General features: G+C 69.8%; 13 protein-coding genes. 7 read left to right on the forward strand and 6 right to left on the reverse strand.

What is annotated here, in order from left to right:
• The first annotated feature begins 60 nt into the window (after positions 1-60).
• Positions 61-1173: a phosphoserine transaminase gene (gene serC, locus KV396_RS01845; protein ID WP_247956654.1), complete on the forward strand. Its 1113-nt coding sequence runs from the start codon at positions 61-63 to the stop codon at positions 1171-1173.
• A 50-nt stretch (positions 1174-1223) separates the two neighbouring features.
• Here the strand turns inward: serC and KV396_RS01850 are convergent, their stop codons facing one another.
• Together KV396_RS01850 and KV396_RS01855 are read right to left on the reverse strand one after the other, a co-directional pair.
• The gene (locus KV396_RS01850; protein WP_247956655.1) at positions 1224-1859 is read right to left on the reverse strand and encodes a DUF3027 domain-containing protein; all 636 of its coding nucleotides are present in this window, start codon (positions 1857-1859) and stop codon (positions 1224-1226) included.
• Positions 1843-2223, reverse strand: coding sequence for a cold-shock protein (locus KV396_RS01855; protein ID WP_247624982.1), 381 nt, complete (start codon positions 2221-2223; stop codon positions 1843-1845). Before KV396_RS01855 ends, KV396_RS01850 begins: the two co-directional genes overlap by 17 nt.
• A 120-nt stretch (positions 2224-2343) precedes the next feature.
• On the opposite strand from KV396_RS01855, the gene KV396_RS01860 reads away from it, so the two are divergent.
• The 6 genes from KV396_RS01860 to KV396_RS01885 all read left to right on the forward strand — a co-directional run bounded on the left by KV396_RS01860 (position 2344) and on the right by KV396_RS01885 (position 8970).
• Entirely contained in the window at positions 2344-2616 is a 273-nt protein-coding gene (locus KV396_RS01860) for a multidrug ABC transporter ATPase (protein WP_247624983.1), read from the forward strand.
• Positions 2617-2629: 13 nt separating this feature from the next.
• Positions 2630-4339: a helicase-associated domain-containing protein gene (locus tag KV396_RS01865; RefSeq protein ID WP_247956656.1), complete on the forward strand. Its 1710-nt coding sequence runs from the start codon at positions 2630-2632 to the stop codon at positions 4337-4339.
• A 37-nt stretch (positions 4340-4376) separates the two neighbouring features.
• Positions 4377-6032 (forward strand): DNA repair helicase XPB, encoded by a 1656-nt coding sequence (locus KV396_RS01870; protein WP_247956657.1) that lies wholly within the window; start codon positions 4377-4379, stop codon positions 6030-6032.
• Positions 6033-6093: 61 nt separating this feature from the next.
• Positions 6094-6786 carry a response regulator transcription factor gene (locus KV396_RS01875; RefSeq protein WP_247624986.1) on the forward strand — a complete coding sequence of 231 codons (693 nt, stop codon included), beginning with the start codon at positions 6094-6096 and terminating at the stop codon, positions 6784-6786.
• A gap of 44 nt (positions 6787-6830) precedes the next feature.
• The gene (locus tag KV396_RS01880; protein WP_247956658.1) at positions 6831-8519 is read left to right on the forward strand and encodes a sensor histidine kinase; all 1689 of its coding nucleotides are present in this window, start codon (positions 6831-6833) and stop codon (positions 8517-8519) included.
• A 163-nt stretch (positions 8520-8682) separates the two neighbouring features.
• On the forward strand, positions 8683-8970 hold the full coding sequence (locus KV396_RS01885) for a WXG100 family type VII secretion target (RefSeq protein ID WP_247624988.1): 288 nt from the start codon (positions 8683-8685) through the stop codon (positions 8968-8970).
• Between the two features lie 124 nt (positions 8971-9094).
• On the opposite strand, the gene groL is transcribed toward KV396_RS01885, so the two are convergent.
• From groL to KV396_RS01905, 4 genes are all read right to left on the reverse strand, one after another.
• Positions 9095-10714, reverse strand: coding sequence for a chaperonin GroEL (gene groL, locus KV396_RS01890; RefSeq protein WP_247956659.1), 1620 nt, complete (start codon positions 10712-10714; stop codon positions 9095-9097).
• A gap of 124 nt (positions 10715-10838) precedes the next feature.
• On the reverse strand, positions 10839-11411 hold the full coding sequence (locus KV396_RS01895; RefSeq protein WP_247624990.1) for a LytR C-terminal domain-containing protein: 573 nt from the start codon (positions 11409-11411) through the stop codon (positions 10839-10841).
• Between the two features lie 25 nt (positions 11412-11436).
• Positions 11437-11694, reverse strand: a complete 258-nt coding sequence (locus KV396_RS01900) for a DUF3263 domain-containing protein (protein WP_247634216.1) — start codon at positions 11692-11694, stop codon at positions 11437-11439.
• A 9-nt stretch (positions 11695-11703) separates the two neighbouring features.
• Positions 11704-12696 (reverse strand): DUF2332 domain-containing protein, encoded by a 993-nt coding sequence (locus KV396_RS01905; RefSeq protein WP_247956660.1) that lies wholly within the window; start codon positions 12694-12696, stop codon positions 11704-11706.
• Positions 12697-12718: the final 22 nt, after the last annotated feature.

The following is a 12718-nucleotide window of genomic DNA, read 5'->3' on the forward strand; positions in this document are numbered from 1 at the left end:
CGCGGACATCGGGCTCGCGCACGGTGAAACACGCCCTGCGCGCCCCCGTAGAATCTACGCATGGCGATCGAGATTCCGCGTGACCTCCTGCCCGACGACGGCCGTTTCGGCTGCGGACCCTCGAAGGTGCGCCCCGCGCAGCTCGAGGCCCTGGTGACCGCGGGAGCGTCGATCCTCGGCACCTCGCACCGCCAGGCACCCGTGAAGAACCTCGTGGGCAGCGTGCGCGAGCAGCTCTCCGCCCTGTTCCGTGCGCCGGAGGGATACGAGATCCTGGTCGGCAACGGCGGGTCCACGGCGTTCTGGGACGCGGCGGCCTTCGGCCTCATCGAGCGTCGCAGCCAGAACGTCGTCTTCGGCGAGTTCGGTGGCAAGTTCGCCGCAGCTGCGGGAGCCCCCTGGCTCGACGCCCCCGACGTGCGCAAGGCCGAGCCCGGATCGGCGACGACCGCGCAGATCGTCGACGGCGTCGACGTCTACGCCTGGCCGCACAACGAGACCTCCACCGGCGTGGCCGTTCCCGTCGAGCGCGTCGCCTCCGAGGGGGCACTGACCGTCATCGACGCGACCAGCGCCGCGGGCGGCATCGACTTCGACGCCACGCAGGCCGACCTCTACTACTTCGCGCCGCAGAAGAACCTCGGGTCCGACGGCGGGCTGTGGTTCGCCGTCGCCTCGCCGGCGGCGATCGAGCGGATCGAGCGGATCGCGGCATCCGATCGGTACATCCCGGAGTTCCTGAGCCTGAAGAACGCGCTCGACAACTCGCGTCTGAACCAGACGCTCAACACCCCGGCGCTGACGACCCTGCACCTGCTCGACAGCCAGCTGCGGTGGATCCTCGACAACGGGGGCCTGAGCTGGGCCGCCGCCCGCACCGCCGAGTCCTCCGGTGTGCTGTACGACTGGGCGGAGGCCTCCTCGGTCGCGACACCCTTCGTCACGCAGGCGGCGCACCGCTCCCCCGTCGTCGTCACGATCGACTTCGACGACAGCATCGACGCGGCGGCGATCGCGAAGACGCTCCGCGCCAACGGGATCGTCGACACGGAGCCGTACCGCAAGCTCGGGCGCAATCAGCTGCGCGTCGCGACCTTCGTGTCCATCGAGCCCGACGACGTGCGCCAGCTCACCCGCGCGATCGACTTCGTGCTCGCGAACACCGCCTCCTGAGGTGCGGGCGCGGGCCCTGAGCCCGCGCCCCTCCCGGATGCCGGGGAGGATCACTCCTCGTCGTCGGAGTCCTCGTCCGAATCGTCGTCGTCGTCGGAATGGTCATCCGATTCCTCGTCGGAATCGTCTTCTTCCGAGTCGTCATCTTCCGACTCCTCGTCCTCCGACTCCTCATCTTCAGACTCCTCGTCGAGCTCGTCGATGTCGACACCGTCGAGATCCCCGGCGTGGAGGATGTCCGGCTCGTCGTCGTCGAGATCGTCGTCGTCGAGATCGTCGTCCGCGTCGTCGCTCTCGTCCTCGACGGCACCGTCGACCGCCGCGCCGGAATCGTCACCGGCGGCTGCGGCCTGCTCGGCCAGTTCGACCTGGTGCGCACGGTAGTCGGCGAGACGCTCGGCCCACGGCACCCACTCGGGTGCGAGAAGCGCACCGTCGCCGGGCAGCAGCTCGACCTCGAGCACCGTCGGGTCCTCGTCGTCGACCCGTGCGACCGTCACGATCCAGTACCAGCCGGGATAGCCGGCGAGGCGGTTCTCGAAGCGCAGCGAGACCGAGCCGTCCTCCTCGGGGAGGAAGCCGGCAGCGGGGCCGATGGTGTTCGCGGGAGTGATCTCGCGCAGTGCGGCGACCGCGAGATCGTGGGCTCCGATGAGACGCTCGTCGGCGTCAGGCTTCGAGGTCATCAGCGACCTTGCGCAGGACGGCCGCGATCTTGCGGCCGTGGGAGGAGGACGGGTAGCGTCCGCGACGCAGATCGCCGCCGATGCCGTCGAGCAGCTTCACGAGGTCCTCGACGATGATCGCCATGTCGTCGGCCGGCTTCCGCTTGGCCTTCGCGAGGCTCACCGGCGCTTCGAGCACGCGGACCGAGAGCGCCTGCAGACCGCGCTTGCCGTCGGCGACGCCGAACTCGACGCGGGCGCCCGCCTTGACGGCGGTGCCGGCGGGCATCGCCGACGCATGCAGGAAGACGTCCTGGCCGTCATCGGATGCGATGAAGCCGAAGCCCTTGTCTTCGTCGTAGAACCTGACCTTGCCGGTGGGCATGGGAGAAACCTCGCTGAATCGGTGCAGAACAAGACAGCCGCGCACGTGCGCGACCCCCTCCAGCCTACCGGTCACCGGCCGCGAGATCTCGAAGGCCCCGGTGCGGGTAGGGTGAGACTGATGAGCACGCAGAACTCCCAGCCGGATGTTCCGATCCGCCGAGTGGATCGCATCCTGGCCTTCACGGCGCTCGGCATCGCCGCGGCATCCGTCATCTGCTTCTTCGCGATCATCATCGGAACCGCGCTCGGCATGGATCAGAAGGCGTTCGGCCACGGCGCCTGGCCCGTCATCGCGTTCATTCCCTATTGGGGGCTCCCCCTCGCCTTCGCGATGATCATCACGCTGCTGACCATGAGCTTCATCCGGAAGGGTCGCGCATCGCGACCCTGAGGGCGGCCTCGTCATGAGTACGCACGCACGACCGCTGGCCGATCGCCTGGCTGCGGCGGGCGACGACGACCTCACGCGGCTCTTCGCCGCGCGCGGTGTGCGCGCCGACCCCGGGTGGCACGATTTCTTCGACGCCGCCGAGGCCCTGCTCGATCCGTCGTCACTGGCCAAGGCGCTGCCCCGGCTGACCTCGGATGAGGCGGCGGCCCTGCTGCGTGCGGACGGTACGGGCGACGCCGGCGATCAGCGCGAGGCCCTCGACGCCCTCGCGCTCCTGACCGCCGACGGCTCGACCTGGCCTGAGCTCGCGACGGCGCTCGAGGGTCGCCCCGCCCCCGCACCGCTCGACGCATCGGCGCCGCACCCTTCCGACCCTGCGGCGTCGGCGCACGCCGCCGAGCGCGCCTTCACCACGGTCGCCGTCCTCGCCGACCTGCTGATGATCACCCGGGATGCCCCGTTCTCGCTCCTCGCGGGCGGCACCGTGAGCGCCGCGGAGAAGCGCCAGCTCGCCGAGGCGGGGATCGCGGTCGACCTGGTGGACGCCCTCGTGTCGATCGCCGTCGATGCGAAGCTCGCCACCGCGGCCGAGCGTCGACTGCGCGTGACCGCGGACGGCGACGGCTGGCTGCGCTCCTCCGCATCCGATCGCTGGACGAGACTCGCGACGTCGTTCCGCGACGTTCTTCCGCGCGGCGTGCGCACCCCGAGCGGCGGATGGATTGCCACCGACGCCTGGATCGACGCGCACCCGTGGGATCCCGCCTGGCCCGACCGCAGCCGCGCGCTGCGGGAGACGGCCCGACTGCTCGGACTCGTCGCCGGAGACGGCAGCGAGCCCGCGTGGGCGACGCCGCTGCGCGAGGGAGCCCCCGCGGACACCTCGGCGCTCAGCGTCCTGCTGCCCGCCGAAGTCGATCGCATCTTCCTCCAGAACGACCTCACGGCGATCGCCCCCGGCCCCCTCGCCCCCGCGCTCGACGTGCGGCTGCGCACGATCGCCGCTCGCGAATCCGCGGCGCAGGCATCCTCCTACCGCTTCACCGCGGAGTCGATCGCGCACGCCTTCGTCGTCGGCGAGAGCGAACAGGGCATCCTCGACTTCCTCGGCGGTATCTCGCTGACCGGCATCCCGCAGCCGCTCGCCTACCTCATCGCCCAGACCGCCCAGCGTCACGGGCTGGTGCGCGTCTCGACCGACGACGAGACCGGACGCACGCGCATCGAGAGCGACGACCGGCACCTCATCGACGCGATGGCCGTCGACCAGAGCCTGCGCCCGCTCGGGCTGACCGCTCACGTCGCCTCTCTCACCACCAAGGTCGGTCGCGACACGGTGTACTGGGCGCTCACCGATGCGCGGTACCCGGCCACGCTCATCGGCGCCGACGGCGCGCCTCTCATCGGCGACCGGCATCCGCCGCGAACGGCGTCCGCGCCGGCGACGGCCACAGTCGACTACGCGCCGCTGATCGCCCGCCTGCGCTCCCGACAGGGTCCCGACGCGGATGCCGCCTGGCTCGACCGCGAACTCGAGGCCGCCGTCCGCGCGCGTGCCGTGGTGCGCGTCACCGTCGGCATGCCCGACGGATCGACCCGAGACCTCCTCCTCGAAGCGACCGGGCTCGGCGGCGGACGCCTGCGCGGTCGCGATCGAGCGGCCGACGTCGAGCGCACCCTGCCCGTGTCGAGCATCCGCAGCGCGACGATCGTCGCCCCGTAGGCGCCCGCACAGCCGGGCGCGGGTAGGATTGTCTGCTATGTCTGATGGCCCCCTGATCGTCCAGAGCGATCGCACCGTGCTGCTCGAGGTCGCCCACGCGGATGCCGAGAGCGCGCGCCACGAACTGGCGATCTTCGCCGAGCTCGAGCGCGCCCCCGAGCACATCCACACGTACCGCATCACGCGCCTGGGACTGTGGAACGCACGCGCCGCCGGGCACACCGCCGACGACATGCTCGAGACCCTCGACCGCTGGTCGCGCTTCCCCGTGCCGCCCTCCGTGGCCGTCGATCTGAAGGAGACGGTGAACCGTTACGGCCGTCTGGTGATCGAGCGCGACGACGAGGGCGTGCTGATCCTGCGCTCCACCGACCCCGCCGTGCTGTCGCAGGTCGCGCACAACAAGCGCATCCAGCCGCTGCTGATCGGTCACCCGACTCCCGAGACCTTCGTCGTCGACGCCTGGGCCCGCGGCCAGATCAAGCAGGAGCTCCTCAAGATCGGCTGGCCGGCCGAGGACCTCGCCGGGTACACGCCGGGCACACCGCACGAGATCGACCTCGCTGAGAGCTCGTGGAAGATCCGCCCCTACCAGCAGGATGCCGTCGACGCCTTCGCGAAGGACGGCTCCGGGGTCGTGGTGCTCCCCTGCGGCGCGGGGAAGACGATCGTCGGCGCCGGCGCCATGGCCGCCACCAAGACGACCACGCTCATCCTCGTCACGAACACGGTGTCGGCCCGCCAGTGGCGCGACGAACTGCTCAAGCGCACGAGCCTCACCCCCGAGGAGATCGGCGAGTACTCCGGCCAGTCCAAGGAGGTCAAGCCGGTCACGATCGCGACGTACCAGATCCTCACGGCCAAGCGGAAGGGCGAGTACGCGCACCTGGCGCTCCTCGACGCGCTCGACTGGGGTCTGATCGTCTACGACGAGGTGCACCTCCTTCCCGCGCCGGTGTTCAAGCTCACCGCCGACCTGCAGGCCCGCCGCCGCATCGGCCTGACCGCCACGCTCGTGCGCGAGGACGGTCGCGAGGGCGATGTCTTCAGCCTGATCGGCCCCAAGCGCTTCGACGCACCGTGGAAGCAGATCGAGGCGCAGGGCTTCATCTCCCCCGCCGCCTGCTACGAGGTACGCGTCGACCTGCCACCGGACGACCGGCTCGAGTACGCGGCCGCCACCGACGACGAGCGCTATCGTCTCGCCGCCTCGGCGCCGGCCAAGATCGACGCCGTGCGCGAGCTGATCGCGAAGCATCCGGGCGAGCGGATCCTCGTGATCGGTCAGTACCTCGACCAGCTCGAAACGCTGTCGCAGGCACTCGATGCGCCGCAGATCACCGGAGCGACACCGGTCGACGAGCGCGAGGAGCTGTACCGCCAGTTCCGCGAGGGCGAGATCGAGCTGCTCGTCGTGTCGAAGGTCGCGAACTTCTCGATCGATCTGCCCGAGGCATCCGTCGCCATCCAGGTGTCGGGATCGTTCGGATCGCGCCAGGAGGAGGCCCAGCGCCTCGGCCGTCTGCTGCGCCCGAAGCAGTCGGGTCACACCGCCAGCTTCTACACCCTGATCGCCCGCGACACGATCGACCAGGACTACGCGCAGAACCGCCAGCGCTTCCTCGCCGAGCAGGGCTACAGCTACACGATCCTCGACGCGCACGACCTCGCCTCATCGTTCGCTGACCGCTGATCGACGGGGCGCACCGGCAGATAATCAGCCAGAGCATCGGCGGAGTCACCATAATGGGGTCATGACTGCTGCGCGCATCCTTGTCGTCGACGACGAGCCGAACATCCGTGACCTGCTCTCCACGGGCCTCAGCTTCGCGGGGTTCCAGGTGAAGACGGTCGCCAACGGCGCCGCCACCATCTCGGCCGTGCTCGAGGAGGAGCCGGACCTCATCATCCTCGACGTGATGCTGCCCGACATGAACGGGTTCAGCGTCACCAAGCGACTGCGCGGCGCCGGATTCACCGCGCCGATCCTCTTCCTCACGGCGAAGGACGGCACCGACGACAAGATCGAGGGGCTGAACGCCGGGGGTGACGACTACGTCACGAAGCCGTTCAGCCTCGACGAGATCGTCGCGCGCGCCCAGGCGATCCTGCGCCGGACCATGCAGGCCGACGAGGAGTCGATCATCCGCGCCGGTGAGCTCGCGATGGATCAGGACACGCACGACGTGCACGTGGGCAAGGAGCCGATCGAGCTGAGCCCGACCGAGTTCAAGCTGCTGCGCTACCTCATGCTCAACCCGAACCGCGTGCTGTCGAAGGCCCAGATCCTCGACCATGTGTGGGAGTACGACTTCAACGGCGACGCCGGCATCGTCGAGAGCTACATCTCGTACCTGCGCCGCAAGATCGATCCGCACACCGAGGAATCCCTCATCCAGACCAAGCGCGGATTCGGCTACATGCTCAAGGTCGGCAAGTCCGCCTGACCCGAGTCCGCTCGACCACAACCACGCCGCACCGGGAGGACCGCATGGCGCACAAGCCGGATGCGGTCACCGCATGGTGGCGTCGGATCAGTCTGCGCGCCAAGGTCACGGGCGTCACGGTCGCGATCCTCGCGCTCGGGCTGCTCGTCGCCGGCGTCGGCACCGTCCCGGTGCTGCGCAACGCGCTCGTGCTGAACATCGACGCACAGCTGCCCGCCCTGGTGTCGAGCAACCTCGCCGATCGGTACTTCGTGCTCGCCGACGACGGCGAGACGCTGACGCCCCGCGACACCCCGCGCGACTTCGCCGTCGCGATCTACAACGCGGACGGGGATCTGCTCGCGTCGTCCGGAGCGATGCCGCTGGAGTCCGCCCCGCTCTTCCCCTCGTCGTACTCCCCGCAGAAGGCCGCGGCGAACGAGGACGAGGTGACCGACCTCCTCGGCAAGGACGGCAGCGTCTACCGCAGCGCCGTCGCGATCATCCCCGCCGACGGCGGTGCCCTGCGCATCCAGCTCGTCGCGATGCCGCTCGACGAGGCCGACCGGATCATCTCGCAGTACTTCGGCATCTACATCACGATCGCCCTGATCACGATCCTGATCGCCGCCCTCGCCACCCGCGGGCTCGTCACCCTCACCTTCCGCCGGCTGGGACAGGTCGAGGCGACGGCCATGTCGATCGCCGCGGGTGACTTCAGCCAGAGACTCACCGATCTGGAGCCGACGACCGAGGTCGGTCGTCTCAACACCGCGATCAACACGATGCTCGACCGCGTCGACCGCTCGCTCGCGCAGCGCGAGCGCACGGTGCGGCACATGCGCAGGTTCATCGGCGATGCGAGCCACGAGCTGCGCACGCCGCTGGTGAGCGTGCGCGGCTACGCCGAGCTGTACCGGATGGGTGCGATCCAGGGCGACGAGGACACCGCCCGCGCCATGGAGCGCATCGAGAAGGAGGCGATCCGGATGGGTGTGCTCGTCGAGGATCTTCTCGCTCTCGCCCGTCTCGACGAGGAGCGCGAGCCGGAGATCGCCGCTCTCGACCTGCGCCCCGTGGCCCGCGACGCCGCCCTCGACCTGCGCGCGGCCGCTCCGGGACGCACCGTGACGGTCATCGACCGCACCGCCGAGACGAGCGACACCACGAGCGTGCGCATCGCCTCGGTTCCCGCACCCCCGCCGCCGCCCCGCGGGCTCTCGCGCGCGGCCCTCTCGCGTCTGCGACGGCGTCCGCGTTCGACACCCACGCCGACCGAGCAGATCCCCGCGATCGACTTCTCGGAGACCCCCGACACCCCGGTCCGGACTCCCCCGATCGTGCTCGGCGAGGAGAACAAGGTGCGCCAGGTCGTCACCAACCTGCTCGGCAACGCGCGCCGGTTCTCTCCCGAGGACGGTCCGATCGAGATCGTCGTCGACGCGAACCGCGTGCAGGGCACGGCGAGCATCGCGATCGTCGACCACGGAGAGGGCATCCCTCCGCAGATCCGCGAGCAGATCTTCGAGCGCTTCTGGCGCGCCGACACGTCTCGCGCACGGGAGACCGGCGGGTCGGGCCTCGGCCTCGCGATCGTCGCGTCGATCATGAAGGCGCTGCACGGCAGCGTCGCCGTCTCGGAGACCCCCGGTGGCGGCGCCACCTTCACGGTGACCCTGCCCCTGGCACCGTCGCGCGCGACGCCCGCGCACCTGCTCGAGGACACGCAGCCGCTCGAGCCGCTCGACCTCTGACACGGCCGCGCCCGGCACACGCCACGTCGCGCCCGGCACTCGTCCTGCACGGACGGGCGATCGCACAGGTTCTTCCGCGACGCCGTCGAGCACGCGAATCGCGGGGACGGACGGGCGGATGCTCGGCCTAATCTCGGAACTCCCATCACGAAGGAGAATCCAGATGTCCGTCTTCACCGTCGACACCGAGGCAGTCCAGGCAGCGAACAGCGCGGCCCGCGCCACCATGGAGCGCCTGCAGTCCGAATCGACCACCCTCATGGCGCAGCTCACGCAGCTGCAGTCGTCATGGGTCGGCAGCGCCTCGACCGCGTTCCAGGGATGTGCGGAGCAGTGGCGCACGGCGGCCCTGCAGGTCGAGCAGGTGCTCGACTCGATCGGCACCTCACTCGGTTCGGCCGCGATGCAGTACAGCGACGCCGACCAGTACTCCGCGAGCCTGTTCCGCTGATGCCCGTCGGCCGATGCTCGCCGGCCGACACCGACCTCCTGTGGACGGTGGTTCCTCCCCGCCGTCCACAGGAACGCAGAACGCCCCCGGCCGAAGCCGGGGGCGTTCTGTCATGCGCGATGGATCAGAAGTCCATGCCACCCGACGGGTCGCCGACCGGAGCGGACGCCTTCTCGGGCTTGTCGGCCACGACGGCCTCGGTGGTGAGGAACAGCGCGGCGATCGACGCGGCGTTCTGCAGCGCGGAGCGCGTCACCTTCGCCGGGTCGATGATGCCGGCGCCGAACATGTCGACGTACTCGCCGGTGGCGGCGTTGAGGCCCTGGCCCGCGGGGAGCTCGGAGACCTTGTTCGCCACGACGCCCGGCTCGAGGCCGGCGTTGAGTGCGATCTGCTTGAGCGGAGCCTCGATCGCCACGCGGACGATGTTCGCACCGGTCGCCTCGTCACCCGTGAGCGACAGACCGTTGAGCGCCTTCGTGCCCGACTGGATCAGCGCGACGCCACCACCGGGGACGATGCCCTCCTCGACGGCTGCCTTCGCGTTGCGGACGGCGTCCTCGATGCGGTGCTTGCGCTCCTTGAGCTCGACCTCGGTGGCCGCGCCCGCCTTGATGACGGCGACGCCACCGGCGAGCTTCGCCAGGCGCTCCTGCAGCTTCTCGCGGTCGTAGTCGCTGTCGGTGTTCTCGATCTCGCGACGGATCTGGGTCACGCGACCCTCGATCTGCTCGGCCTCACCGGCACCCTCGACGATCGTGGTCTCGTCCTTGGTGACGATGACCTTGCGGGCACGACCCAGCAGGTCGAGCGTGGCGTTCTCGAGCTTCAGGCCGACCTCTTCGGTGATGACCTGACCACCGGTGAGGATCGCGATGTCCTGCAGCTGCGCCTTGCGACGGTCGCCGAAGCCGGGAGCCTTGACGGCGACCGACTTGAAGATGCCCTTGAGCTTGTTGAGCACGAGAGTCGCGAGAGCCTCGCCCTCGACGTCCTCGGCGATGATGACGAGCTCCTTGCCGTCCTGGATCACCTTGTCGACGATCGGCAGGAGGTCCTTGATGTTGGAGACCTTCTGGTTCGCGATCAGGATGTAGGGGTCCTCGAAGACGGCTTCCTGACGGTCGGGGTCCGTGACGAAGTACGGGTTCAGGTAGCCCTTGTCGAAGCGCATGCCCTCGGTGAGCTCGAGCTCGGTGCCGAAGGTCTGCGACTCCTCGACGGTGACCACACCCTCCTTGCCGACCTTGTCGATCGCCTCGGCGATGAGCTCGCCGATCGCGGGGTCTGCGGCGGAGATGGATGCCGTGGCGGCGATCTGCTCCTTCGACTCGATCTCCTTGGCGCTGGAAAGCAGCTCCTCGGTGATCGCGGCGACGGCCTTCTCGATGCCGCGCTTGAGCGAGATCGGGTCGGCGCCGGCTGCGACGTTGCGCAGTCCCTCGCGGACCAGGGCCTGTGCGAGGACCGTGGCGGTGGTGGTTCCGTCACCGGCGACGTCGTCGGTCTTCTTGGCGACCTCCTTGACGAGCTCCGCGCCGATCTTCTCGTACGGGTCGTCCAGCTCGATCTCCTTGGCGATGGACACACCGTCGTTCGTGATCGTGGGGGCGCCCCACTTCTTCTCGAGCACGACGTTGCGACCGCGCGGGCCGAGGGTCACCTTGACCGCGTCGGCGAGGATGTTGAGGCCGCGCTCGAGGCCGCGGCGGGCCTCCTCATCGAAAGCAATGATCTTTGCCATGAGTTTTTTCGTCCCTCCTGGACGTAGACGTTGGGTTTAGCACTCAGAGTGAGAGAGTGCTAACGCCATTCTGGCACTCGACCCCTGCGAGTGCAAGCCGCGGGCGGAGGGTGCCCGACGCGTCTCAGGGAGCGGGCGTCTCGGCCGAAGTCTCGGGCGCCGTGGCGGAGCGATCGAGGCCGACGACGATCGTGAGCTGCTTCGCCTCGCCGTCGTTGAGGTCGGCGTAGAAGTCGCTCTGCTCGACCGCCGCTCCCCCGATGAGATCGGCGACGCCGAGTGCGGCCGGACGATCGGCCTCGTCGACGTAATAGACCGTGGTGGTCTCGAAGTCCTGGCTGCCGCTGTCGCTCGCGTACACGGTGGCGAACCCGGCGTTGAGCAGGGTGTCTCGCATCTGCTCGTCGAGACCCTCATCGGGCGTCGCGTTGAGGATCGTCACCTCGAACGTCGTGTCGACCACACCCGTCTCGACCGGGGTCGGCTCGGCGGTCGGTACCGCTTCGGGGAAGAGGTCGATCCGCCCCATCACGACCAGCGAGCCGAAGATGCCCACGATGATGAGCACGAGCGCCGCGACGAACGACCACAGCAGCACCACCCATCCGTTCATCCCCGGCGCTTCGGCGCGGTGCGCCCCGACGCGGCCGGATGAGCGGGGGACGTCGTCGAAACGATCACGGGTGGGCTTGGACACCCCACGATGCTATCCGAGAGCGCGGTCAGCCCACGAAACCGGGCGTCCGTGCCGAACGGCGCACGACGCGCGCGTCGCGCAGACGCCGCAGCCGACGGATCAGCATCGGATCGAACTCGAGGGCGGCATCCGACTCGATCAGCCGGCCGAGGAGCTGGTAGTAGCGCGCGGCACTCATGCCCAGCTGCGCCCGGATCGCCTCCTCCTTGGCCCCGCTGTGCCGGGGCCAGACCGTCTCCAGCGCGAGGATCGCGCGGTCGCGCTCCGTGAGGTCACCGATCATGTGCCCAGGTTAGGACGGGTGCGGCCGCTCGGCCGCGCGCCACTCCCACCACGCGCCGAGCGGGTCGGCCGCCGCACGCACCCGCCCGTCGAGTGCGACCGCGAATCCGGGCCACTCCTCCACGTCGATCGGCGGCTCCCAGACGTCCAGCAGCCCGGGCGGGTCGATCGTGACCCACCGCGCCGGGAGCTCACGGATGCGGGCGACCAGAGCCGACCGGGCGGCGCGCGGGATGTGCACGAGCACGCCGGGGGTGGTGATCACGAGCGTCGCCCCGACCGGCGCCCGGGTGACGAGAGCATCGAGGCGTTCGAGCGCGTCGCCGGCTACGAGCATCGGCGGATCGGATGCCGCGATGTCGAGCGCCGCCGCGATCCGCTGCTCGCGGCCGGTCTCCCCCGGCCACACGAGCCCCTGCAACCACCGACGATCGTCGGTATCGCGGGCATCGAGCGGTGCGAGATCGATCCCGGCGCGCCACACGATCTCGGGGAGCCGCAGCTCCGGAAGCTCCCCGTCGACCCGACTGGCGAGCACGACCGGGGAGACCCCGTCGAGCGGATCGAGCGCCACCCGCAGCTCGCCATCGGAGCCGGTGAAGCGGTACGAGTAACGATCCGGGTAGAGGCAGAGGCCCGCGGATGCCCCGATCTCCAGCAGCGCGATCGGTCCGTCGATCTCCGACAGCACCGGGAGGAGCGCCGCGAGCCGGAGCGGCTCGTTGGTCTGCAGCGAGCGCGCGGAGCACTCGGCGACGACGGCATCCGCGTTCCGGAGCACGAAGTCCCGCCACACCGAATATCCCTCGAGCGCTGCTCCGAGAAGCCGGGTCACCGCGAAGACCAGCGGCGGCTGACGCCGGTTCTCGGGGATGCGCGCGAGCACGTCCTGCACCGGGCCGTCGCCGGCGACGCCCGCCGCCCACTCCGCGTACAGCGCGCTGCGACCGGGCGCCTCCTTCTCGGCGAAGCGCGCGTAGCGCTCGCGAACAGCATCCGTCATCCCTCCATTGTGGATGCACGCA

It is taken from the genome of Microbacterium galbinum (genome assembly GCF_023101185.1).
In the GTDB taxonomy this organism is placed as follows: domain Bacteria; phylum Actinomycetota; class Actinomycetes; order Actinomycetales; family Microbacteriaceae; genus Microbacterium; species Microbacterium galbinum.

Coding starts and splice junctions, on each gene's coding strand:
- KV396_RS01875 (WP_247624986.1), top strand. CDS start 6,094: ATGACTGCTGCGCGCATCCTTGTCGTCGACGACGAGCCGAACATCCGT.
- KV396_RS01880 (WP_247956658.1), top strand. CDS start 6,831: ATGGCGCACAAGCCGGATGCGGTCACCGCATGGTGGCGTCGGATCAGT.
- KV396_RS01885 (WP_247624988.1), top strand. CDS start 8,683: ATGTCCGTCTTCACCGTCGACACCGAGGCAGTCCAGGCAGCGAACAGC.
- KV396_RS01905 (WP_247956660.1), bottom strand. CDS start 12,696: ATGACGGATGCTGTTCGCGAGCGCTACGCGCGCTTCGCCGAGAAGGAG.
- KV396_RS01870 (WP_247956657.1), top strand. CDS start 4,377: ATGTCTGATGGCCCCCTGATCGTCCAGAGCGATCGCACCGTGCTGCTC.
- KV396_RS01855 (WP_247624982.1), bottom strand. CDS start 2,223: ATGCCCACCGGCAAGGTCAGGTTCTACGACGAAGACAAGGGCTTCGGC.
- serC (WP_247956654.1), top strand. CDS start 61: ATGGCGATCGAGATTCCGCGTGACCTCCTGCCCGACGACGGCCGTTTC.
- groL (WP_247956659.1), bottom strand. CDS start 10,714: ATGGCAAAGATCATTGCTTTCGATGAGGAGGCCCGCCGCGGCCTCGAG.
- KV396_RS01865 (WP_247956656.1), top strand. CDS start 2,630: ATGAGTACGCACGCACGACCGCTGGCCGATCGCCTGGCTGCGGCGGGC.
- KV396_RS01900 (WP_247634216.1), bottom strand. CDS start 11,694: ATGATCGGTGACCTCACGGAGCGCGACCGCGCGATCCTCGCGCTGGAG.
- KV396_RS01860 (WP_247624983.1), top strand. CDS start 2,344: ATGAGCACGCAGAACTCCCAGCCGGATGTTCCGATCCGCCGAGTGGAT.
- KV396_RS01850 (WP_247956655.1), bottom strand. CDS start 1,859: ATGACCTCGAAGCCTGACGCCGACGAGCGTCTCATCGGAGCCCACGAT.